We start from the raw sequence: 23,230 nt of genomic DNA, 5'->3' as shown, positions 1-23,230 counted from the left end.
GCAGCGCCGTGCCCGGTAATCTGCCGATGTCGCATCTCAATCTGCAACCTTCCTCCACACTGAAGGCTGCCCGGTATCGTTCCGGGCGGCGGTGGCTGTTTGCGTCCGTCTTCATCGCCGCCCTGGTGGCCACTCCGGTCCTCGCCCTTCTCTGGCAGGCGCTTCAGGGATCAAGCGGACTCTGGCCGCATCTTTTCGCCTATGTGCTGCCGCAAGCCTTCCTGCAGACCGGAATGCTGCTCGTCGGCGTCGGGGTCCTCGTCACGCTTCTTGGCACTTCGACGGCTTGGCTCGTCACAGCCTATGATTTCCCCGGACGCAGGCTGCTCGAATGGGCGTTGCTCCTCCCGCTTGCCGTGCCGACCTATATCATCGCCTACGCCTATCTCGACCTTCTCCATCCGATCGGTTGGGTTCAGGGCGCAATCAGAGCGGTGCTCGGCTATGCGAGCCCCCGCGACTTCCGCCTTCCCGATATCCGCTCGATGGCCGGCTGCATCTTGCTGCTCGGCTTCGTGCTCTATCCTTACGTCTACCTCACGACACGCGCGATGTTTCTCACCCAGTCGGCCAGTCTGGTCGAGGTTTCGCGCACGCTCGGAAGCGGAAAAGGCCGTGTCTTCTGGCGGGTCGCGTTGCCGCTGGCGCGGCCGGCGATCGCCGTCGGCGTCAGCTTGGCCTTGATGGAGGCGCTGAACGATATCGGTGCCTCGGAGTTCCTCGGGGTGAAGACGCTGACCGTATCGATCTACACGACATGGGTGACGCGGTCCGACCTGCCGGGCGCGGCGCAGATCGCGCTCGTCATGCTGTCATTGGTGATAGCGCTCGTCACGATCGAGCGCTGGGCGCGCCGTCGCCAGCGCTATTGGTCGAGCGCTCAAAAGGCGCGGAGCTTCACGCCGCATCGTCTCGGGGCCGCTTCCGGCCTGGCCGCGTTTGCGCTCGGTTTCTTGCCGGTGTTCATCGGGTTCATCGTCCCGGCGAGCTATCTTGCCATCGAGGCGTGGAAGCGCTTCCGCTTCACCGGGCTCTCGTCCCGGCTTCTGTCGGAAACGCTCAACACCGTGATCCTGTCGGCGATGGCGACGCTCGCCATCCTGCTCTTCGGCCTGGTCACCGCTTATGCGGCACGTTCGCTTCCCGGTCACCTCACGGCGGCATCGCAGCGGATTTCCACGGTCGGCTATGCGATGCCCGGGACCGTGTTGGCCATCGGAATATTGGTACCGGTCGCTGCGCTCGACCGGATGATCGATAAAACTGCGCTCGAATGGCTGGGCACGTCAACCGGCCTGCTGCTGATCGGGTCCGGGGCCGCGCTCGGCTATGCCTATGTCGCGCGCTTCCTGGCGATTGCGGTCGGTTCGATCGAGGCGGGCTTCAGCCGCATTCCGCGCTCGTTCGATCACGCCGCGCGCAGCCTCGGCGAGAATGTGACAGGGACGTTCCGACTTATTCATTTGCCGCTTTCGAAACCTTCGCTCGTCGCCGCAGGCTTGCTCGTGTTCGTCGACTGCATGAAGGAGCTGCCAGCCACGCTCCTCTTGAGGCCGCTCAATTTCGAGACATTGGCGACGCATCTCTATGGCGAGGCGGCGCGCGGAACCTATGAGGAAGCGTCGATTGCTGCGCTTGCCATTGTTCTCGTCGGCACCTTGCCGGTTATCATTCTTGCGCGAATCGGGCGCTGGAAATCCTGATGGGAAGCGGTGAGTTCTAGCGGCAATGGTTGTTGCGACGCCGATTTGACAACAACGACCATGACCGGCCCCCTGCAGCTTGAATCGAGCGCCCTGATCGACCCCGCCAGGAGCGGCCCAAGCGCCTCGGTGGCGCGCTTCCGCCTGCCTCCACGCCGCAACGGCAGTCAGATGCTCATCGTGAGTTGCGGAAGGTGGAAACCTGCCTACCGCTCGCCACCCCAGATGACCCGACCGCCACAGCGATCAGAGCGACGGCACCAGCAAGGAAAAGACATTTCAGCATTTGGCATACCTCACTAGCCTGAGGACGAGAACCGTCAGGTGGCCTCGTCCTGCCGCTGCCAATCGAGGCCTTCGAAGCGGATGAGATGCGATTCGATAACCGATTGGCCCCCACGCAAGGCTCTCCTCGCCTTCGGCCTTCACCGCCATGCGCAAACCACCCGCATCCGCATCGAGCGTGGCCACGCCGCAGTCGAAGCGGCGTTCGCCATGGGTGCCCGAATAGGTGACCTCGACCTTATGCGCAAAATGCTTGCGCAGCTGGATAAGGTACCCGTACCCGATGCGCAGGCAGGCGATGTAAGGCCCTATGGTCTGCGGATCCGGGGGAGAAAGCAGAGGTTGGGAGCGCCGACATCAGGCGCCGAAATGCTTCCATTCGCTGGCATAGGCCTTGCGGTTGTTGATGGAACTGGCCGGCTCGACATAAACGCGGGCCCGATCGGCGAGATGTTCGAGATGGCCGGTAATCTGCCATCTCCCTCCGGAAGAGGGGAGGATGTCAGGAAGATCTTTGGGGGAACTATCGTCGTCTGCCGTCGTCATGCGGCCTCGATATCGGTTTGAGAAAAGTCCTTGCCGATGAAGAGCAGCGGTTCGTCTGCGCGCTTTGCCAGAGCGTATGAGAAACAATCGGCAAAATTCAACCCCGCCGGATGGCGGCCCTTGCCGTAGGCCAGCCAAGCCTGCGTTGCCAGATCCACCAGATCGGCGTCGACCGGCACGATGTCGGCCTCGATTCTGGCAAGCCACAGATCGATCTCGGCCAGTGCGTGTTCGCCGCGCCGGCTGACCAACACCATGCGCGCCTCAAGGACACATGTCGCAGGGACCAAGCGAATAGGGTTGGCGACGACTTTCCTCTCGAGCGCTGCGGCCTCAGGTTCGCTGCGCAGAACCGCAACGATGGCGGAAGTGTCAATCACCATCAGTTCGGAATTCCGTGCTCATCATAGCCGATGATCTCTTCATCGCTGCGACTGTCGAGTTCGGGCAATCGCGCCAGTCGTCCTCGAATCGCCTGCATCTCGGTGAGCAGACGCTCCTGCGCCACACCGCCGTATCCCATGCGATGCAAGCGTTCGGTCAAAGCCTGATGAATAGCTGCGGTCTTGCTGATACCTTGCCGCCGCGCCAGCTCGTCAACGAGAGCGACTGTGGCGGGATTTTTGATGTTCAGGGACATGACCATCTCCGACATTCTACCTTTTAACGCATTTCTACCTCGAAAATCTCTCGCCGTCAAAACCTCCGATAAGGCAAGGATTTCGTTGAAAAACTCGGCAGATTGCTCGTTTTTAGGACTCTCTCAGCGTTTTTGGGACGAGGATGATCCGGTGTCTGTCCCGCGCTTTCTCGCAGCGCTGTCTTCGTAGTCGTTTATGCGGCGATGAATTGCCGAGTGGCGGCCTTGATGGTCTGAGTTTCGCCAATCTCCTCAGGTTCCGGCCCAGTTGCAGCAAGCAGGAATTCGTCTCGCGCGCCGCACCTTGCAGCCCAAACGAGCCATCCGGAGAATGCGTTTGAGCTGGACGAAATGCATATCGACCTTTTTGCGGCGATGCCAGGAACGCTCGTTTTCGGGTGTGGCGGCAATCGCTCCGGCGACATCGCGGGCATTTTCGTTGAGGTCACGCAGCAGCTTGCGAGCGGGTGTATTTGGGGCAGCAGCGCTGCTTATGTGAATCGGCACCGGGCCCTCGAAGGCCGGGAGGTGAACGAGTTCCAGGGAACATCGACAACGGATGGCATCGTTCTGTACGCGCAACCTAGCGCATTGAAACGACCATCAGAGCTGGCCAGGTGCCTCAAACCCGCCCGAGGGCAGGCCGTCTTGGCCCTCCTTCGGCTTTGCCGCCGTGGACTTCGAACTCGGGCGGGGAGGATCGCGTCTCATTTTGTTTCTCTTTGCAGATCAAGGGTGTTGACGACCCGAGATATGTCAATTAGAGATCTGATATCTCAGTTATGGAATTGATATGTCGAACGCTGTCGAATTTCCATCCTTGCCGCTTTCTGATCTGGTCTCTCCGCAGGATTTGCCGGCCGGGGGGAACATGACCAACCGTATTCACGCGCTGTTGCGCAAGCTCATCGTCGAGGTAAAGCTGCTGCCGGGCCGCGCGCTTTCCGAAAAGGAGATCGCGGCACTGCTTCATGTGAGCAAGACGCCCGTTCGAGAAGCCATCATCCGGCTTGCAGAAGAAGGGTTTGTCACCGTCGTGCCGCAGGGCGGCACCTACATCGCGCCGATCGATGTGCAGCGCTACATGGAAGCCTGTTTCATCCGCTTCAAGCTGGAGGAGGGGGCTGTTGTCGAGGCCACCAAGCGGCATTCGCTGGAGGATATTGCGCGCCTGAAGACCTGCCTTGGCCAGCAGCGCGCCGCCGCCGAGGACGAGCAGTTCACTGATTTCTTCCTGCTGGATGAGGAGTTCCATCGCACGATCTTTGCAGCGGCCCGCCTTCCCGGCGCCTGGAGCGTCGTCAACCAAGCAAAGGGCGAGATGGACCGGATGCGGCATCTGAAGCGCGTATTTGCGGTTCGCCGGACTGAAAAGGTGATCGAGGAGCACGAGAATATCGTGGCCGCCATCGAGTCCGGCGATATCGAGCGGGCGCGCGAGGCGGTTCAGCTCCATCTCGGATCGCTCGAATCCAAGATCACTGAACTCTCCAAGAATCCGAAAATCTGGACCTACATCGAACAGGTCAACACGCGCGTCACCAAGAAACGCGTCTCAAGGGGCTCCAAATTGCCTGCCTGAACATCCAAGGCTTTTGAGGAGGGGCCTTTCATGTCTGCAGTTCAAATCAACGACGTCGTCAAGCGATATGGCGCTCTCGAAGTCGTCCATGGCATCAATCTGGCGATCCAACCCCAGGAATTCGTGGTCCTGGTCGGTCCGTCGGGGTGCGGCAAGTCGACGACGCTGCGCATGGTTGCCGGGTTGGAGGATATCTCCGACGGCACGGTTTCGATCGGCGGGCGGGTGGTCAACAAGGTTGCGCCGAAGGACCGGGACGTCGCGATGGTGTTCCAGAACTACGCGCTCTATCCCCACCTCAATGTGGCGGAGAATATCGCCTTCGGCCTACGCGTCAGGGGCGAGAAGCGCGACGTGATCGATAAGGCAGTTGTGGAAGCCGCGCAAATCCTGGGATTGACGGATTATTTGGCCCGCAAGCCTGCCGATCTCTCCGGCGGTCAGCGCCAGCGCGTCGCCATGGGCCGCGCCATCGTTCGCAGGCCCAAGGTCTTTTTGTTCGACGAACCGCTCTCGAACCTCGATGCCAAGCTGCGTACCCACATGCGCGCCGAGATCAAGCATCTGCACAAGCGCATGCAGGCAACGAGCATCTATGTGACGCACGACCAGGTCGAGGCGATGACCTTGGCTGACCGTATCGTCATCATGAACGGCGGAAATATCGAGCAGATCGGTTCGCCGATGGAGGTATTTCTCGAACCGGCAAACACCTTTGTTGCCGGTTTTATCGGCTCGCCGCCCATGAACCTTCTCGACGCCGTGATTGCAAAGCGCGGCGGTGGAGTGAAGGCCGTGCTGACAGGCAATACCGGCCAGAGCCTCAGCATCCCAGACGCTTTTGCGAAGGCCGCAGCAGAAGGCCAGCCGATCAAGCTCGGCCTCCGGCCTGAGATCATGTCCGTCCGGACCGGCGACGGACGCGAAACGCTGGACTGCGCCATCGAACTTGTGGAGCCCCTCGGTGCCGAGGCGCTGCTTCATGGCAAGACGGATGGGCATTCCTTCATCGCCAAGGCGGAAACGCTCTACTCCCATCATGAACTGAATGCCGTGGCGCGGCTCGGTATCGATACGGCGCGCATTCATGTCTTCGATGCCGCAACCGGCCGGTCTCTCAAGGCAGGGAGCGGGTTGAGGCCATGAAGCACAACCTACGCGAGAGCATGCATGATATTTGGGATGATCTGCGCCGGGATTGGCAGCTTTATCTGCTCCTAGCTCCGACGATCATCTGGTTTGCACTATTTCTTTACAAGCCCATGTACGGGCTTCTGATCGCCTTCCAGGATTTTTCGATTTTCCGCGGCATCGAAGGAAGCCCTTGGGTCGGCTTTGCGAATTTCGCGGAACTCTTTCAAAACGACATGTTCGTCAGGGCTTTCGGGAACACGATCATCATCAGCGGCCTGGGCCTAATCTTCGCGTTTCCGGTGCCCATCATCCTCGCGCTAATGTTCAACGAAGTTCAGAGCGCGACGGCGCGCCGGTGGGCCCAGACTGTCGTCTATTTGCCGCACTTCATCTCGGTGGTGATCGTTGCGGGCATCGTCATCAACTTCCTCTCGCCCTCCACTGGTGTCGTCAATCTCTTGGTGAAAAGCCTCGGGCTGGAGCCCGTCTACTTCCTTACCCAGCCTGAGTGGTTCCGGCCCGTCTTCATCGGTTCGTCGATCTGGAAGGAGGCCGGGTTCGAGTCGATTGTCTACCTTGCGGCGATCGCGGGCGTCAGCCCGACCCTTTATGAATCCGCACGGGTGGATGGAGCATCACGCTGGCAGATGATGTGGCGCATCACGCTCCCCAGCATCCTGCCCACCATCATCATCATGCTGATCATACGGATCGGCAATCTGGTCGAGGTCGGCTTCGAATACATCATTCTACTCTACCGTCCGTCGACCTATGAAACCGCCGACGTCGTCTCGACCTTCATATTTCGGACTGGTCTGCAGGGAACCCAATATGACTTGGCCACCGCTGCCGGCCTATTCAACGCGGCCATCGCTTTCGCCCTTGTCTATTCGGCAAATCGCATCAGCCGAAAAGTCTCTTCGACATCGCTTTGGTGAGGAGCTGAAGATGGCAAGCTTCAATCTTTATTCCCGCAGCGACAGGATTTTCGGCTGGGCCAACGCCATTCTCTTGGGCCTGTTCGTTCTGTCGACGCTCTATCCGTTCATCTATGTCCTTGCGGTTTCGGTCTCCTCCGGCGCGGCTGTCACGGCAGGCCGTGTGACGCTCTGGCCGGTTGATCTTACGCTCGCCGCCTATGATCGCGTGCTCTCGGACAGGATGTTCTGGGTCGCCTACGGCAATACCTTCATCTACACCTTCGGCGGCACGCTGATGAGCCTGGCGATCATGATACCAGGTGCCTATGCGCTGTCGCGCAAACGCCTGCGCGGCCGCACCTTCTTCAACGTCGCGATCGCCTTCACGCTGTGGTTCCACGCCGGGATGATCCCGTTCTTCTTGAACATGCGGGATCTCGGGCTTCTGGACAGCCGTTTCGGCATCATCATCGGCTTTGCCGCGAATGCCTTCAACGTCATCCTCCTGCGCAACTTCTTCGAAGCGGTGCCGAAATCCTTTGAGGAAGCCGCCAAGATGGACGGCGCGAGCGAATTGCAGCTCCTGTGGAAAGTCTTCATTCCGCTTTCCAAGCCGGCCATCGTCACCGTCGCGCTCTTCTGCATCGTCTCGCGCTGGAACGGATACTTCTGGGCAATGGTACTTTTGCGCGGCGAGGAAAAGATCCCGCTGCAGGTCTACCTCAAGCGCGTGATCGTCGATCTCAACTCGAATGACGAGTTTGCCTCCAGCCTGCTGACGGCCCGGTATTCGTTCGAGACGGTCACCTCGGCGATCATGATCGCCTCCATCATCCCCGTCCTCATCATTTATCCCTACGCACAGAAGTATTTCACAAAGGGAATTTTGCTGGGCGGGGTCAAAGAGTAGCAACACAAGGGAGGAAAACCTGTGAAAGCACTGCACAAAGGAGCGCCCCTACTGGCATTGATGACGGCCGTGATGATGGCATCGCCCGGTTCGGCCCAGGATGCGGGCAAGGTAACCGAGGATCCGCTGGAGCTGACGATCCATTTCCACTTCCGCGACAAATATGTCTATTCGGAAAAATGGCCGGTGGAGCAAAAGGCGGCAGAGATTACCAATATCCATGTCCGCAACGTGGCGTCGCTTGCAACGACCAGCAGCCGCGATGCGTTCAACCTCCTAATCGCCTCGGGCGATCTTCCCGATATCGTCGGCGGCGACGCGACCGGCGGGCTGAAGGAAGACTTCATTCGCTACGGGTTGGAAGGCGCCTTTATCCCGCTGGATGACCTGATCGAGGAAAACGCACCGCATCTGAAGGCCTTCTTCGACAGCCATCCTGAAATTCGCAATGCGATCTCCGGACCGGACGGCAAGATCTATTTCATTCCCTATGTGCCGGACGGGAAGCTCTCGCGCGGCTGGTTTATCCGCCAGGACTGGCTCGACAAGCTCGGACTGAAGCGACCCGAAACGCCGGAAGAGGTCCATGAAGTCCTCAAGGCCTTCCGGGACAAGGATCCCAACGGCAACGGTATCAAGGACGAAGTGCCCTATTTTGCCCGCGAGGAAGTCGACGCGGTCCGCCTCATCAATCTCTGGGATGCGCGCGTGTCGGGGTCCGAGCGCTACGGCGATTTCGCCGTCTATGATGGAAAACTTCGCCATCCCTGGGCCGAGGAAAACTACAAGACCGGGATTTCGCATGTCGCGCAGTGGTACAAGGAAGGGCTGATCGACAAGGAGATCTTCACGCGCGGCGCGCGCTCGCGAGAATATCTCCTGGGCAATAATCTCGGCGGCATGACGCATGACTGGTTCGCCAGCACCTCGACCTACAACGACGCATTGTCGGGAAAGATTGAGGGTTTTGCCTTGAAACCGATGCTGCCGCCCAAAACCGCCTCCGGCGAGCGATTTGAGGATGCCCGGCGGCTGCGCGTCCAGCCGGCGGGATGGGCAATTTCGGCGACCAACGAGCACCCGGTCGAGACCATCAAATATTTCGACTTCTGGTTCTCCGACCAAGGCCGCACTCTGTCTAACTTCGGTGTTGAAGGCCTGACCTATGAAATGGTCAGCGGGAAGCCGCAGTTCAAAAAGGAGGTTCTGGAAAACAAGGACCCCGTGAACGCGCAGCTCTGGGGGGTCGGCGCCCAGGTACCGCGCGGGTTCTGGATGACCTACGAATACGAGCGCCAGTGGACCAACAAGATCGCGCTTGAAGGCATCGACATGTACGAGCAGTGCAACTGCCTCAAGGACGAGTTCCTGGGCGTGTCGCTCAATGCCGAGGAAAAGGCCGTCTTCGACCGCTACTGGCCGAGCATCCTCACCTACATGACCGAGATGCAGCAGACGTGGATCCTCGGTGCTCAGGACATCAATACGGGCTGGGACGCTTACAAGAAGCGCCTGACCGACATCGGCTATGATCAGGTCATCGATATCATGCAGGCCGCCTACGACCGCCAATATAAGGCGGCGCGGTAATCCTTCCTTATCCTGGATGGCGGCGCCGGTCGCTGCCATCCTCACACCACGCTTTTTCATAGGAGTTCGAGCCGCGATGCGTCACTCTGCCCCGGCCATAGTCAAACAAGCTCATCTCGATGAACCCCGACCGGGTTCATTGACCATTGGCTACGCGCCGAGCGAGCAGAGCCCTCCGACAGAGAACCCGCCGCGCTTCTCCTGGCTGCCCGACATCGATGATGGAGGGCGATATATCCTGCGGGTGTCGGCCGATCCCGGCTTCGCCGATGACAAGACGAGGACCTATAAGGACCTTGCCTGGAGTTTTTTCACTCCGGACGAAACCCTGCCGGAAGGTCGCTATCATTGGTCCTATGCGCTTTGGGATCCGAAGACCGCCACATGCAGTTCCAATTGGAGCGCGGTGCGCAGTTTTGAAATCAGTGAAAAATTGCCGCTGACCCCGCTGCCGGGCAGGGCCGCCCGACACACTGCCTCGCATATCAGTCATCCTCGGCTGTGGATGAATTCCAATCGGCTCGAAACTTTTGCGGCAGCCGTGGCAAAGGATCCGGATCACTGCGGCTGGTCGGATTTTTTTGCGAAATCCGCGAAACCCTGGCTTGAGCGTCCGATCATCGAGGAACCCAAGCCCTATCCCAACAATGTGCGCGTCGCGACACTTTGGCGGCAGATGTACATCGATTGCCAGGAGGCCGTCTATGCGATCCGGCATCTTGCCATCGCAGGCCGCGTCCTGGGCCGGGACGATCTGCTGGACGCATCCCGCGACTGGTTGCTCGCCGTTGCGGCATGGGATCCGACCGGCGCAACCTCGCGCGCCTATAATGATGAAGCCGCGTTCCGCGTCGTCGTTGCATTGGCCTGGGGTTATGACTGGCTTCATGACCACTTGAGCGAAGAGCAACGCAATACAGTTCGAGCCGTCCTTCTGCGCCGGACGCGCGAGGTGGCTGAACATGTCATCGCCCACGCCCGCATCCACGTGTTTCCTTACGACAGCCATGCGGTGCGTTCGCTCTCGGCGGTGCTGACGCCGGCCTGCATCGCGCTTTACGGCGAAAGCGACGAGGCGGTCGAATGGCTCGACTATACCGTCGAATTCCTAGCGACCCTCTATTCCCCCTGGGCGGGAACAGACGGGGGATGGGCCGAAGGCCCCCATTACTGGATGACCGGCATGGCCTATCTCATCGAGGCCGCCAACCTGATCCGGTCCTATATCGGCTTCGATCTCTATCAGCGGCCGTTTTTTCAGAATACCGGCCGGTTTCCCCTTTACACCAAGGCACCGGGAACGCGGCGTGCCGGTTTTGGCGATGATTCGACCATGGGCGATCTGCCCGGCCTGAAGGTCGGCTACAATGTGCGCCAGTTTGCCGGCGTGACCGGGGATGGCCACTATCAGTGGTATTTCGATCGCATCAAGGCGGATGCGATCGGCACGGAAGCGGCCTTCTATAACTACGGTTGGTGGGACCTGAATTTCGACGAACTGGTCTATCGTCACGATTATCGGGAGGTGGCAGCGACTTCGCCTGCCGACCTCCCCGCGCTTGCCGTCTTCAACGATATCGGCTGGGTGGCGATCCAGAACAATATGCAGGATCCCGACCAGCATCTGCAATTCGTCTTCAAATCGAGCCCCTATGGTTCGCTGAGCCACAGCCATGGTGACCAGAACGCCTTCGTTCTTTATGCCTATGGCGAAGATCTGGCGATCCAGTCAGGTTATTACATCGCCTTCAATTCCAGCATGCATCTCCACTGGCGGCGCCAGACCCGGTCGAAAAATGCGGTGCTCATCGGCGGCAAGGGGCAGTATGCAGAAAAGGATAAGGCGCTTGCCCGCCGCGCCGCCGGTCGCATCGTTGAGGTCGAGGAAAATCCCGGCCATCTTCGTATTCTTGGAGATGCGACGGCTGCTTATCAGGTCGCCAATCCGCTAGTTCAAAAAGCCGAGCGCGAAATCCACTTCGTCAACGACAGCTATTTCGTGATTATCGATCACGTGGAGTGCTCCGAGCCGCAGGAACTGCAGTGGCTTTGCCACACGGTGGGCGCGCCGCAGGCCGGCCGATCGAGTTTCCGCTACAATGGTCGGAAGGCAGGCTTTTATGGACAGTTCATCTTTTCCTCCGCGGGCATGCCTCAAATCACGGCCGTCGAAGGATTCCCCGGCATCGATCCGGCGGAACTCGAAGGGCTCGAACTGCATCACCACATTTGTGCCACCGCGCCGGCGGCGACGCGCCACAGCCTTGTGACCCTTCTCGTTCCCTACAGCCTGAAGGAGCCGAAGCGCATTTTCAGCTTCATCGACGATCAGGGCTTCTCCACCGACATCTATTTCACCGATGTCGATGACCAGCGCTTCAAACTGTCTCTTCCCAAGCAATTCTAGTCCGTCGGAGGTTTTCAATGCAGCGTTTCACAAACAAGACTGTCGTCGTCGCCGGAGCCGGTCGCGATATCGGGCGTGCGTGCGCCATTCGTTTTGCCCAGGAAGGGGCGAATGTTGTGCTCACCTACAACGGTGCCGAAGAGGGGGCGGCGAGCGCAGCGGCCGAAATCGAGAAGCTCGGCCGTTCGGCTGTAGCAATCAAGGCCGACCTTACGAAACGTGCCGATGCCGAAGCGGCAATTGCCACAGCCTCCGACAGGTTCGGTGCCATTCATAGCCTTGTGCATGTCGCCGGCGGCATGGTCGCTCGCAAGACCATAGCCGAAATGGACGAGGCGTTCTGGCATCAGGTCCTCGACGTGAACCTAACGTCTTTGTTCGTGACGGCAAAGGCCGTCCTTCCGAGGATGGCAAAGGGGGGCGCGATCGTGACCTTCTCCTCCCAGGCTGGCCGCGATGGCGGCGGGCCAGGTGCTATCGCCTATGCCACGTCCAAAGGTGCCGTCATGACGTTCACGCGGGGTCTTGCAAAGGAAGTCGGCCCCAATATTCGCGTCAATGCAGTTTGCCCTGGCATGATCGCGACGACCTTTCATGACACCTTCACCAAGCCCGAAGTTCGCGAGCGGGTGGCCGGTGCCGCGCTCATGAAACGAGAAGGATCGAGCGAAGACGTCGCGGCGCTGGTGGCCTTCCTGGTGTCGGACGACGCGGCCTACATCACCGGTGCCTGCTACGACATCAATGGCGGCGTGCTGTTTTCCTGAGGTCTGGATGTCCGTGTCTCTACGAAGGGCAGGCCGCATCGCCATTCTCGGCACCTCGCTTGTCCAGCAGAACCACATTGGTGATGATACGTCGCGTGCCACCTCGGCGCGCGGCTGGATGAGTTGGGCCGAGGTGTCGTCGAACGGCCGGCTTTCTTGTCCCATCCATCATGATCCAGATATTGTTTCCGGCTGGGAGCCCAGCAATCGCGACGGCGTCAGTCGCTTCTTTTCGGGCCGCAATTTCGGAGGTTCCGGACAGAAAGCAATCGAGATCGAGCCCCGCCTGCCGCGGCCGTTCGCATCGGATTTCGATCTGATCGTCGTCGATGCCGACACAAGCCAGGAGGCAATTACGCTCGCGCCATTTTGCGCCGATGACGGCTCGTTTTTTCCGTTCCAGAGCACATCCTGGCGAGGAGCGATTGGGACACCGCCGCTGAAGCTCGAGGCCGGTGCCAAGGCGCCCGAACTTCACCTCGATGTCATCTTGCGCGCGGATGCGAGGCCCCTCGAGATCAAGATTTCCCGTATCGACATTCGGCCTGTTGCAAGTCCGGTACGCGCATGACGGGAAGCTCGCGTAAACCAAGGCTGCTCGTCGCCATGCGGGACGAACTTCCCGAGGGATTTTTCGGGCCGCACGAATGGGTGAGGTTGAAGGCAGTGGTGGATGTTATTCCGGGTTTCCCCTTCACCGACTTCGACACGCTGACGGGTGCCGAAGCGCTTGCCGAGGCGGATATTCTTTTGGCGGCTTGGGGCACCCCGGCGTTGACGAGGGCGCGTCTCAAGCGTGCGCCCCGGCTCAGGATGGTCGCCTATGCGGCAGCGTCCGTGCGCACGGTCGCGCCAGCTGAATTCTGGGACGCGCCCGGCATCCTCGTTACGACGGCCGCGTCGGCCATGGCCGTTCCTGTTGCCGAATTCACCTTTGCGGCGATCATCATGTGCGGCAAGGATGTCTTCCGCCTGCGCGACGATCACCGAGCCGAGCGAGGTGCTGGTGGCTTCGGCAGCCGGCGCGGCCTGAATTTTCCCTATCTCGGCAATCATTCCCGTCGCGTCGGGATTGTGGGGGCCTCGCGGATTGGCCGTCTGATCATCGAGATGCTCGCCCGCAGCAAATTCCAGATCGCGGTTTACGATCCCTTCCTTAAAGCGCAAGAAGCCGCGGCACTCGGCGCCATGAAGATGGAACTGCATGATCTTCTCGCATGGTCCGATACGGTTTCGCTCCATGCGCCGATTTTGCCCGAGACCCGCCATATGATCGGCGCGCGCGAATTGTCGCTGATGGCGGATCATGCTGTGTTGATCAATACGGCGCGGGGCTGGCTTGTCGATCATGGTGCGCTGCTGGTCGAAGCCCGGTCGGGGCGGTTGCGCATTCTGATCGATACGCCCGATCCCGAGCCTCTGCCACCGGATAGCCCGTTCTACGATCTTCCCAATGTCGTGCTGACTCCCCACATCGCCGGGGCGTTGGGCAATGAATTGAGGGCGCTTTCCGACCTTGCGATTACCGAGATCGAACGGTTCGTCGGCGGCCTCCCGCCGCTCCATCCCGTGCATAAGCGTGATCTGGAGCACATGGCATGAGGGGATTGGAATATTGCTTCTCCACCCTTGGCTGCTCGGACCTGAACCTGCACCAAGTGGCCGACCTGGCGAAACGAAACGGCATCGAGGCCGTAGAACTGCGTGGGCTTTCCGGAACACTCGATCTGCCGGCGGCACTTGCCGCCGAGTTCGGCAAGCCTTCCGGCTTGGCGGCTTTCCAGTCCCGTCAAAAGATAAGAGTCGCTGCGCTGAATACGTCCGTACGTCTGTTCGATGGGCCCGATCTGTCCCCGATCAAACCATTTATCGCCTGGGCTGAGGCGGCGGGCGCCGGATATCTGCGTGTCTTCGATGGCGGCAGCCGATTGAGCAAAGCCGGTATGGTGCAAGCCGGGGACATGCTGGATGCTTGGCAGGCGATGCGGCAGTCGCGTGGTCTGAAGGTCGACCTGATGATCGAGACCCACGATGCGCTGGCGGATTTCGAGCAACTTGTTGCGTTTGTCGAGCAGGTGCCGGCAGCGCGAATTTTGTGGGACACGCATCATACATGGACGAAGGGGGCGGGCGCCGAGGCTCTCTGGGGCCGCATTGCGGCGAGCGTCGTCCATTTGCACGTCAAGGACAGCGCGCTGGATGGTGATGGGCGCCGGCATTACGTCCTGCCGGGACAGGGTGATTTTCCCATGGCAGGGCTGATGTCGCTTCTTTCGTCGGACGAGCGCCGTCTGCCGATCAGTCTGGAATGGGAGCGCCATTGGCATCCGGAATTGCCTCCCCTCGAGGACGCACTGACGGCAGCGTGTGGTTGGTGGCGACAAGGAGTTTTCTGATGCGCATAGCCGAAATCCATCTCACACCTGTCGCGATACCCGACAAACCCCTGTTGAACTGCAAGGGCGTCCACCAGCCTTATGCGCTGCGCACTGTCATCGAGGTCATTTGCGATGACGGGACGGTCGGATTGGGCGAAAGCTACGGAAGCACCAAGGCGCTAGAAGGCCTGCGGCGTGCGGCGCCCGCTTTGATAGGGCTCGATCCTTTCCATCTTCACGAGCTGAAGTCGCGCGTCATAACGGCGCTGCCCGAAGGCGGCGGCATCAATGCGAGGTCCGCAGTCGCCGATCACAAGCTGACCGATGTGGTTGCGTCCGCCTTCGAGGTTCCGTGTCTTGATATCCAGGGCAAGCTGCTCGGGCGCCCCGTGGCCGACCTGCTCGGAGGCGCGGTGCGCAGCAGTGTCTCCTTCAGTGCCTATCTTTTCTTCAAGTTCGGCGCCCATGTCGGGCAGGAACAAGATACGTGGGGCGAGGTGCTCACGCCGGAGCAGATGGTCGCCGAAGCGCGGGTCATGATCAAAGCTCACGGATTCCGCTCGCTCAAGCTGAAGGGCGGCGTGCTGCATCCAGACCTCGAAATCGAGACGATGTTGAAGCTGCGGGAGGCCTTCCCCGATCATGCACTGCGGATCGATCCCAACGGCGGCTGGACTGTCGAAACGGCCATTCATGTTGCGCGCAAGCTGGAGAACGTCCTGGAGTATTTGGAGGACCCGGTCATCGGCACGGATGCCATGGCGGAAGTCGCCGCCGCTACCTCGATCCCGCTCGCCACCAATATGATCGTGCTGGAATTCGATCAGATCGCCGAAGTCTTTCGCAAAAGAGCGGTGCAGATCGTTCTGTCCGATCACCATTATTGGGGTGGCTTGCGAGCATCGACGCATCTCGGCAAATTATGCGAGACCTTGGGCCTCGGCGTTTCCATGCATTCCAATTCGCATCTCGGCATCACCCTTGCGGCAATGGTTCATGTGGCGGCGGCAACACCAAACCTAAGTTACGACTGCGACACCCATTACCCCTGGATCGGCGTCGATGTGATCGAGGGTGCGCCATTCACTTTTTGTGACGGCGCCTTGACCGTGCCGGATGGTCCGGGTCTTGGCGTTACCCTTGATCGCGACAGTCTGGCCGAACTGGCGGCTCTCTACAAACAGGCGGACATGAAGGAGCGCGATGACACCGCTTACATGAAGCAGTTTGATCCGGGCTACGAGCGACGAGTGCCCCGATGGTAGTTTTTGGCGAGCTTGTGGGGCGAGCGTTAAGCTCAGGTCTCCTGTTGCATCTCCAGACGTGCTACGGGTCGCGGAACAAGCAGGCAGGCTGGAACGATCAATACGGCGGTCACCAGCATGACTAGGAAGGTAGAATGTAGTGCGTGCTGAAGGGCGAGCCGCAGCTCTTCTGCACTGCTGACGACAGCACCCGTGCCGTTCAAGAGAGCCCGCAGTTGCTCCGGCGTTATCGCCTGGCCGCTGGTGGTGTGCGCCAGGCCATAGGTCAGCACTGCACCAAGGACGGCTGCGCCGAGCGTGCTACCGAGATTTCGCGAGAAGACGTTCGAGGCGGTAGCGCTGCCGCGTTCAGACCAGTTCACGCTTTCCTGGATGAGGATCAAGGCGCAGATATTGAGTAATCCCATGCCAAAACCCATCACAAGTGAGCCGGCGCCAGCCAGGACAGCCGAACTCGAGGGTGTCAAGAGAAGCAGCAGGCACGTGCCCGCCGGAATGCAGACGCTGCCGGCGATCATGATGGGTCGCAAACCGAAGCGGCCAAACTGGCGGGATGCGATCGTTGCACCGCAGGGCCAGCCCAGCAGCAACATGGTCAATGCGAAGCCTGCCACGAGAGGCGAGCGGTTGAGAACCGTCTGCACGTACATCGGCAGGAATGTCGTCAGACCCATGATCGACATGCTTGCGAAAAAGACCGCCAGGTTTGCGAATGCTATCGGCCGTTTCAGCCACAGGTCAGGAGCGACCATGGGCGCTTCGGCACGGCGTTCCTGCCAGATGAAAGCGGTGAGAGTGACAACAGCGACGACGAGGGCAGCGATGGTTTGGCCCGATACGGCATTTTCCATTTCCGTCAAAGCAATCATCAACGAGGAAATAGAAATGGCGAAAAGTGTCGCGCCGAGCACATCGACAGAGACTATTCGACTCCGCTTCTCCTCGTGCAGAAACAGTATGAACCCCAATGCGGCGAGAAGTCCTACCGGCACGTTGATCCAGAATACCCAGGCCCATGGGAGATTGTGAATGATCAGGCTGCCGAGGAGCGGGCCAACGACGGCCGACAGCGCCCACACGCTTGCGAGATAGCCTTGGACCTTGCCTCGCTGGTTTCCGGGAAAAAGATCGGCAACTACGGTCATGGCGACGGGCTGAATCGATCCGGCGCCGATACCCTGGAGCAGCCGAAAAGCAATCATCGACGGCATCGACCATGCGAAGCCGGCAAGCACGGATGCGAACAGGAACAATCCGATACCCAGGAGGATCATCGGTTTGCGGCCATAAATATCCGCGAGCTTGCCGAATACAACGGTGGTTGCCGTCTGCGTCAGAAGGAATGACGAGAAAACCCAGGAATAGAGGTTGATCTGCCCCAACTGGGCGGCGATTTGCGGCATCGCCGTCGAAACGATCGTTGCCTCGATGGCAATCATCGCCATGCTTGCCATGATCGCGACCACAACGAGCCCGCGATGGGAAGTTTTTTCAGACATGGATGGCTCTTCAGACAAAAAGGACGCCTTGAGGGGGAGGGGCTTGGGCGGCAATGAGGGGCTGTTGCATGAGGACTTAACTACTCTTCAGATCCCTGGCGTCAAGCAACGATTGGACTGCTATCGACCCAGGCGGCCCAGCAATATCTGTTCCTGCCGATCATCAGCTCTTATTCGCAGGCAAACAGCATTGAGTGATATCTGCAGAAGCACGTTGCGGGTCAGTCTGTCTGCGCCGACCGCAATCAGTGTCGCCTGCCTTGACGAAACCGTCGCCTGCAGGCTCAGCATGTGAATCGGCATGAGGTCGCACTCCCACGTTCCCGATATTGGGCAAAGTCGATGGGTGACCGAGGCGACCAGAGCTGCGAATGCCACTGAGCTTGAGAAGCAGCCCGTATCGAAATCAGCCGGTTCCAGCGGCATTACCCCGCCGTGCTGCAGGTGAAACGCCCACGGTCTTTTTGAACGCCCGGCTGAAGGCAGCCTCGGATTCATAACCAATTTCACGGCCTACAGCCGCCACCTTCATGGAGCTGTCGCCAAGGAAGCGCGGCAATCCGCATACGCCAGAGGGTCAGATACTGCATCGGCGCATGGCCCACGAGATGCGTGAAACGTCCCGCAAAGGCTGCGCGCGACATGCCGGCGCGACTTGCCAACTCGTTCAGCGTCTAGATGACTGACCATGCTCTCGTTATCTGCTTCAAAAGTGCCGATTCCGATGAACCCGCCCTTCGTTCCGAGATGATGTCGCCATGGATGCTATGCAGCTCATATATCATGATAAAAGCGCACCGATCTCAAGCCTTCGTGCGGGACTGCAGCGCCACGATAACCCGATCGGCCATAGATGAGCAGCGGGAGCCATCGAAGGGGAAGAGGGCCGAGAACGCTCCTGCAAGCTGCTTTTCTATTGCCACGCGCATCAGCTTTCGCGCCCTGTGCAGACGGGTCTTGACCGTCTCGATCCTGATATCGAGATGTGCCGAGGTTTCCTCAGTGCTCATGCCTTCCACGTCGCGGAGCACAAAGACAGCGCGAAAATCGACCGGCAGCCCGTCAACCGCGTGCTCGAGCAACGTGCGAACTTCACTGCGTGAAAGTTCCGTCTCTGGATCGGACACAGCAAGCGACATTGGAAACTGCAACACTTGGCCTCCATGGTTCTTCAACTGCATGTCAAGGTCCTCGAGCCCGGTGGTCTTCCGTTGACGGCGTATGCGCCCGAGCGCTTCGTTGAGGACTATTCTCGTCAGCCAGGTGGACAGCCGGGCCTTGCCGCGAAACAAAGCCAGATGTGTGAAGGCCTGAACATACGCGGCCTGCACGATATCCTCCGCCTCGGCATCGTCGCGAATGATGGCGCGCGCTGTACGGAACAGGCGTCGATTGTACCGCTGGATAATCATGCGGATCGCACGTTCGTTGCCCTCGCGTGCAAGCTCGACGAGCTGGTTTTCGGCGAGCATAAATGTTTCGAGATTCTGTCGTTCGGCCGTGACCAGTGGAATAACCATGAATTCTCCGTTTTTTCGCTGTTGTCGGGCAGCGTCCAGCCCTATCGCTGGACGTCCAGTCTCCCCACCATCGCAGGGTGGAAACGGCAGTAGAAATCGATGACTCCTCTCTGCCTGACCGTTATTCGTCTCTCCGACTTCGGCGGAAGATCGACGTCGAAGCTCTTGTCGCGCGCCGTGGCTGTATGACGGAAGATATCATCGTTTCGCCAGATGATCACGTCGCCCACGTGAAGCGAGCCCGCCGGCGCACCGAACCCCATATTGGCGATCGTGATCTGATATTCCGCCGCCAAAGCAGCAGGCGATGCCATGGCAAAGGTTGCCGCAACCGCCACCGTGAGCAGTACCGTTCTGAATGCCGAGGTCATCGTTGCGTCTATTTGATCATCGAGGCCAGATGCTCAGCATGCATCTGGTGTTCCTTAAACAACGTCAGGCCGGTTTCCAGCAGCGCCTTGAGTTCGGCATTTTTTGCGGAGGGGATCAGGGTTTCCGCGAGCGCATTATTGACCGCCTTGTGGTAAGCCACCTCGTTTTCGACATAGGCCTTGTCGAAGGCGGCACTATTGAGCGCGTCGAGCGTTGCCAACTCCTTTGTCGCTTGGGAGGATAAGGACTGGCTGATCGCATTGTCTTCCGGCGTAACCTTCAGCTTCTTGACCAGAGCCAATGCCTGTTCATTGACCGCCTTGTGATCGCGTTCCATAACTTTCGCGAATGCGATGACATCGGCGTTCTTGCTTTTCCTCAGCGCCTGCTCTGCGGCGGTGACGTCGATCTGTCCAGCTGTGTAGGCGACATGGGCGATCTGCGGATCGGTCGGCTTGGCATCGTCAGCCATCGCACCGGTGGCCAATGATGCCGCGAAGAAGGTCGCTGCCAGAATGCGCTTCAACATGATCTAACTCCCGAAGGTCCAACTATTGCGCCGAAACAGGCGACGCCTGTATTCGACGGCAGACATTGGATGCAGCATCCCCGGAAAGGTTCCCCGGAAATATTTGGCACGGATTCAAATGACAGAAGCAGGGTCACACGCTGGCTCACGAACTGCTTCGTGACAACCGCAAGTATCGATTAGAGGCCAGTGCCCCAGAATGCCATTCGCGGGTCAATGGTTCAAATTCACTCAAGGCGTAGAGGGTTGCAGCCGGATTGCGTTGCTGGGTTGGCGTGGTTAGCAGGGAGCCGCCGCTCCCTCGTCTGCGAATTCAAACCGGTCAGCCAGCCGCGGCATGTGTGTTCCGCAGTTTTTCAGCTTCGGAGGGCTGCGGAGAAGTTTGATCCGCCAGCGGTGGCGATCTTCATCGCTCCCTACCTATCTCAGGACGCGCGGACCCTTTGCCGTGACTTCGACGTCGGATACCTCGACTTTGTGGGAAACGCACGGATCACGTTCGATACCGTCTTCATAGAGGGCGGTCGGTCTGCGGGCATAACGCGGCGAGATAAGGTTCCGGCCCGAAAATGGTAACGATTGGCGGGAAATTCAGGATCGCGTTGGCTTCGGTGGGAACCGCATTATCCGCGTCGAGCCCAAATCGATCCCGATCTTTCTGGACGGGCCGCGCTTGCACGCGACGCGACCCAATTCAAGGTAAGCATTGAACAATTGAGCGAGCTCCAACGCGCTACCGATTAGGCGGTGCATCCGAAAATTGCGGGCTTTCCATAATGATCATGTTGACTCCGCCTTTCGCCCAGCCGACAAGACTGTCGGGCACAAAGGGGATAATTGATGGCTGACCAGAACAATACGGGCTCCACTACGGAGGGCGTCGAAACGAATACCGCGGCACAAAAGCCGGCGCTTAAGAAGCAACGCGCACCACGGCGTCAGAAGGCAACTACCGAAGCAACGGTAGTCGCCTCAGCGAAGTTGCCGAGGGGTCGCAAGAAGAGTGGCGAACACGCTGAAGCAGCGAAGCTGACGCCCGTGGGAACGGAAGTCACCGGCAAGAGCACGAGGAAGGACGCCATCGAGGCAACCGGCAGAAAGAGGACGGCAAAGCAACCCGGACCAACGGCAAAGGCGACTCTTTCGACGATGGATGAGATGGCAGACCTCATTCAGCTCGAGGAAGAGAATAAAAGGCTCCGGAAAGCTATGGCAGAAAAGCTGCGTGCGGAAAACGCCGATCTGCGCAAGCGGCTTGGACTCGATTGATCACCGAGTAACAACGGGACCGGTTGCGAGATCGGCCCCAGCCACTACATTTTCGGTAGGAGAAATTCGCCGGGCTCACGTCATGAGCTTGGACCTGAGGCTGCGGCAACGTCGCAGCGCGGGGTCACTCGAGGTCGAAGCACAATGAAATCACCATGGAAATTCCTCGCTCAGTTAACGTCGCCGCGACGACCGGCGGAAGTTCGAGAGAGTTCGGCCGGGCATAGTCCCAATTCCAAGCCCAGCGAAAGCGAAGCGCAACAATCGACGGTACTTCCGTTAAATTCAACAGAAGCATTCCCCGTATCCGACCGCGCCGAGAACCGACCTTTTGATCTCGGGGCAGCAACGACTTCAAACAGAAGCGAACGCCATCCGGACACCGGAGGAGCACCCTCGACGCCAATCGATGCTGAAGACATCCAAACAGCTGCGCATCAAGAGGTCAGTCGGTCGGGTGCTGAAGCGCATGCGTTGGTGCCGCGAAGCGCAACACGCAAAAAATCCCCGCGAGCACCCTTGGCGAAGCTGTCAGGACGCGCGAAGAATGCCCGAGCCGACATGGTTTCCCAGAGCAATGCCCCGGGGAACAAGGATGAAAGTGCGCAATCCTCGCCCTCCCGGGGAGCCTTCTTCGATGAGGTGGCAGTCCTGGACGATGAAATCAGGCGACTGAGAGCCGAGCTGGCCCAAAAGCTCCAGTTGCAGAATATTCAGCTTAAAAGAATGCTTGAGCGATTTGACGTATAGTAGGCGTGGGGACCGGCATTGAGTTCGGGCTTGCGCATTGCAAGCGACCGGTAGACAAAAACGAGCGCCAGCCAGCATGCCGATTGTGGTTGTCTCCGCCGTATGCGGAAGACGGCCTTTGCCCTTGCCGCGTGACGAAGGCCTGGGTGCTAACGAACTAACAAGACCCCGGATTGGCGATACCGGCGGATGAGCGCATAGACTGTCCGCTCCGTAAGGCCGAGTACCCTTCCAGCTCGTCGCGCAAGATGCGCTGGTGCAGCCGGCAGTTCAGCGATCGGGCGGATAACTGCCACGCTGCGCTTCGCCTCCTCCCACGCGACATCGGACAGACCGATGACGCCTTGCTCCGGGATCGAATCGGCTTTGGGCAGACAAGGCTTTCCAAGGCGGCAATTGTCCGCATGGCGCACATCGACTACGAGAGGGAGATGGCCTTCGTGGCGATCAATCCGGCAGGGCAGCTTGTAGGCGTTTCTCGTCTCGTGATTGACGCGGGGAGGGAGTGGGGCGACTATGACCCACCCGTCAGGAGCGACCAACAGCGCATCGGCTCGGGAACGGCGCTCTTGCAACAGCTCCTGATGTTCGCGCGCGCAGAGGGTCTGGCCGAGGTCCGTGGCTCCGGTCTGCGCGGCAACGCAAAGATGCTCGGGTTGTGCCGCAAGCTTGGATTTGAGGTCGCGACCCCATCTGGTGATGCCGGGCTTGAACTAGTGCGCCTCAGGCTTGCCGATCCAAATGCGGCGGGGGGGCGAAACAAGCGTGATCTGTCACAGGACGCCACGAACGGCAGCGGTCATTGCCCGATCCGGCTTGAGAGAGATCAAGGACGACGGCGAAGAAACAATCTAGCCTGATATTCTGAACAACCGCGGAGGCCGCACATGACTAGTTTGCACATGCCACTTCCATTTTCGCAATTCAGCCCCTTCGGCGCTGCCATTTTGGCAAGCACGAGGTTTCAAGCCGGGTTCGCGGGTGCGGCGCTTCGGTTTCAGATCGAGGGCCTCACGTTCTGGCTCGATCGCATCGAGAAGGACGTCGCGTTTGTCGGCGCCCTGACGGGCGCGCAGGCCGCACCTGACGCATTAGACGTTTTCAATGATTTCTCAGCAGAAATGATCACGGACTATGCGCGCGAAAGCAGCCGAATCTTTGCCG

25 protein-coding genes and 1 pseudogene are annotated in these 23,230 nt (G+C 59.4%); 16 read left to right on the top strand and 10 right to left on the bottom strand.

The window, feature by feature from the left end:
• Positions 1-26 precede the first annotated feature (26 nt).
• A complete protein-coding gene (locus BN1800_RS28705; RefSeq protein WP_087002326.1) occupies positions 27-1,703 on the top strand; it encodes an ABC transporter permease in 1,677 nt (558 codons plus the stop codon).
• Between the two features lie 279 nt (positions 1,704-1,982).
• Here BN1800_RS28705 and BN1800_RS44100 read toward each other — a convergent pair whose 3' ends face one another.
• From BN1800_RS44100 to BN1800_RS44095, 5 genes and pseudogenes are all read right to left on the bottom strand, one after another.
• Entirely contained in the window at positions 1,983-2,249 is a 267-nt protein-coding gene (locus tag BN1800_RS44100) for a DUF2218 domain-containing protein (RefSeq protein WP_425299074.1), read from the bottom strand.
• Between the two features lie 96 nt (positions 2,250-2,345).
• Complete coding sequence (locus tag BN1800_RS28695; protein ID WP_087002324.1) at positions 2,346-2,534, bottom strand: hypothetical protein; 189 nt, start codon at positions 2,532-2,534, stop codon at positions 2,346-2,348.
• On the bottom strand, positions 2,531-2,917 hold the full coding sequence (locus BN1800_RS28690) for a type II toxin-antitoxin system VapC family toxin (RefSeq protein WP_087002322.1): 387 nt from the start codon (positions 2,915-2,917) through the stop codon (positions 2,531-2,533). The genes BN1800_RS28695 and BN1800_RS28690 overlap by 4 nt, the downstream gene beginning before the upstream one ends.
• The gene (locus BN1800_RS28685) at positions 2,917-3,174 is read right to left on the bottom strand and encodes a type II toxin-antitoxin system VapB family antitoxin (protein WP_027509126.1); all 258 of its coding nucleotides are present in this window, start codon (positions 3,172-3,174) and stop codon (positions 2,917-2,919) included. The genes BN1800_RS28690 and BN1800_RS28685 overlap by 1 nt, the downstream gene beginning before the upstream one ends.
• Positions 3,175-3,403: 229 nt before the next feature.
• Positions 3,404-3,667, bottom strand: a pseudogene (locus tag BN1800_RS44095) (IS5/IS1182 family transposase); the annotation flags it as partial.
• 378 nt (positions 3,668-4,045) lie between these two features.
• Between BN1800_RS44095 and BN1800_RS28675 the strand changes: the two are divergent.
• From BN1800_RS28675 to BN1800_RS28625, 11 genes are all read left to right on the top strand, one after another.
• Positions 4,046-4,756, top strand: coding sequence for a GntR family transcriptional regulator (locus BN1800_RS28675; RefSeq protein WP_037141473.1), 711 nt, complete (start codon positions 4,046-4,048; stop codon positions 4,754-4,756).
• A 30-nt stretch (positions 4,757-4,786) separates the two neighbouring features.
• A complete protein-coding gene (locus BN1800_RS28670; RefSeq protein ID WP_027509129.1) occupies positions 4,787-5,902 on the top strand; it encodes an ABC transporter ATP-binding protein in 1,116 nt (371 codons plus the stop codon).
• Positions 5,899-6,828: an ABC transporter permease gene (locus BN1800_RS28665; protein ID WP_087002320.1), complete on the top strand. Its 930-nt coding sequence runs from the start codon at positions 5,899-5,901 to the stop codon at positions 6,826-6,828. The genes BN1800_RS28670 and BN1800_RS28665 overlap by 4 nt, the downstream gene beginning before the upstream one ends.
• Positions 6,829-6,838: 10 nt before the next feature.
• Positions 6,839-7,720, top strand: coding sequence for a carbohydrate ABC transporter permease (locus BN1800_RS28660; RefSeq protein ID WP_027509131.1), 882 nt, complete (start codon positions 6,839-6,841; stop codon positions 7,718-7,720).
• A 60-nt stretch (positions 7,721-7,780) separates the two neighbouring features.
• Positions 7,781-9,310, top strand: a complete 1,530-nt coding sequence (locus BN1800_RS28655) for an extracellular solute-binding protein (RefSeq protein ID WP_087002318.1) — start codon at positions 7,781-7,783, stop codon at positions 9,308-9,310.
• A gap of 76 nt (positions 9,311-9,386) precedes the next feature.
• Entirely contained in the window at positions 9,387-11,717 is a 2,331-nt protein-coding gene (locus tag BN1800_RS28650) for an alginate lyase (RefSeq protein ID WP_087002371.1), read from the top strand.
• 17 nt (positions 11,718-11,734) lie between these two features.
• Complete coding sequence (locus BN1800_RS28645; protein WP_087002316.1) at positions 11,735-12,484, top strand: SDR family NAD(P)-dependent oxidoreductase; 750 nt, start codon at positions 11,735-11,737, stop codon at positions 12,482-12,484.
• A 7-nt stretch (positions 12,485-12,491) separates the two neighbouring features.
• Positions 12,492-13,055 (top strand): hypothetical protein, encoded by a 564-nt coding sequence (locus BN1800_RS28640; RefSeq protein ID WP_087002314.1) that lies wholly within the window; start codon positions 12,492-12,494, stop codon positions 13,053-13,055.
• Positions 13,052-14,086 (top strand): hydroxyacid dehydrogenase, encoded by a 1,035-nt coding sequence (locus tag BN1800_RS28635; protein ID WP_244564690.1) that lies wholly within the window; start codon positions 13,052-13,054, stop codon positions 14,084-14,086. Before BN1800_RS28640 ends, BN1800_RS28635 begins: the two co-directional genes overlap by 4 nt.
• Positions 14,083-14,880 (top strand): sugar phosphate isomerase/epimerase family protein, encoded by a 798-nt coding sequence (locus BN1800_RS28630; RefSeq protein ID WP_087002310.1) that lies wholly within the window; start codon positions 14,083-14,085, stop codon positions 14,878-14,880. The genes BN1800_RS28635 and BN1800_RS28630 overlap by 4 nt, the downstream gene beginning before the upstream one ends.
• Complete coding sequence (locus tag BN1800_RS28625; RefSeq protein ID WP_087002308.1) at positions 14,880-16,127, top strand: glucarate dehydratase family protein; 1,248 nt, start codon at positions 14,880-14,882, stop codon at positions 16,125-16,127. Before BN1800_RS28630 ends, BN1800_RS28625 begins: the two co-directional genes overlap by 1 nt.
• A gap of 32 nt (positions 16,128-16,159) precedes the next feature.
• Here BN1800_RS28625 and BN1800_RS28620 read toward each other — a convergent pair whose 3' ends face one another.
• The 5 genes from BN1800_RS28620 to BN1800_RS28595 all read right to left on the bottom strand — a co-directional run bounded on the left by BN1800_RS28620 (position 16,160) and on the right by BN1800_RS28595 (position 20,047).
• Positions 16,160-17,626, bottom strand: a complete 1,467-nt coding sequence (locus BN1800_RS28620; RefSeq protein ID WP_087002306.1) for an MDR family MFS transporter — start codon at positions 17,624-17,626, stop codon at positions 16,160-16,162.
• A gap of 406 nt (positions 17,627-18,032) precedes the next feature.
• On the bottom strand, positions 18,033-18,158 hold the full coding sequence (locus tag BN1800_RS42895; protein WP_244564689.1) for a helix-turn-helix domain-containing protein: 126 nt from the start codon (positions 18,156-18,158) through the stop codon (positions 18,033-18,035).
• 271 nt (positions 18,159-18,429) lie between these two features.
• On the bottom strand, positions 18,430-19,146 hold the full coding sequence (locus BN1800_RS28605; protein WP_087002303.1) for an RNA polymerase sigma factor: 717 nt from the start codon (positions 19,144-19,146) through the stop codon (positions 18,430-18,432).
• A gap of 41 nt (positions 19,147-19,187) precedes the next feature.
• Complete coding sequence (locus tag BN1800_RS28600; RefSeq protein WP_027509143.1) at positions 19,188-19,517, bottom strand: cupredoxin domain-containing protein; 330 nt, start codon at positions 19,515-19,517, stop codon at positions 19,188-19,190.
• Between the two features lie 8 nt (positions 19,518-19,525).
• The gene (locus BN1800_RS28595) at positions 19,526-20,047 is read right to left on the bottom strand and encodes a DUF4142 domain-containing protein (RefSeq protein WP_087002301.1); all 522 of its coding nucleotides are present in this window, start codon (positions 20,045-20,047) and stop codon (positions 19,526-19,528) included.
• An 840-nt stretch (positions 20,048-20,887) separates the two neighbouring features.
• Here BN1800_RS28595 and BN1800_RS28585 point away from each other — a divergent pair.
• From BN1800_RS28585 to BN1800_RS28570, 4 genes are all read left to right on the top strand, one after another.
• Entirely contained in the window at positions 20,888-21,316 is a 429-nt protein-coding gene (locus BN1800_RS28585) for a SyrB-like regulator (protein ID WP_087002297.1), read from the top strand.
• Between the two features lie 144 nt (positions 21,317-21,460).
• Complete coding sequence (locus BN1800_RS40655; RefSeq protein ID WP_143534132.1) at positions 21,461-22,066, top strand: hypothetical protein; 606 nt, start codon at positions 21,461-21,463, stop codon at positions 22,064-22,066.
• Between the two features lie 344 nt (positions 22,067-22,410).
• Positions 22,411-22,926, top strand: coding sequence for a GNAT family N-acetyltransferase (locus tag BN1800_RS28575; protein ID WP_143534130.1), 516 nt, complete (start codon positions 22,411-22,413; stop codon positions 22,924-22,926).
• A gap of 27 nt (positions 22,927-22,953) precedes the next feature.
• On the top strand, positions 22,954-23,230 hold a 277-nt coding region (locus tag BN1800_RS28570; protein ID WP_143534128.1), incomplete at its 3' end, for a hypothetical protein.

The sequence above is a fragment of the Rhizobium sullae genome, from assembly GCF_900169785.1.
Taxonomy (GTDB): Bacteria; Pseudomonadota; Alphaproteobacteria; order Rhizobiales; family Rhizobiaceae; genus Rhizobium; species Rhizobium sullae.
This window is presented reverse-complemented; position numbering and strand designations above follow the sequence as displayed.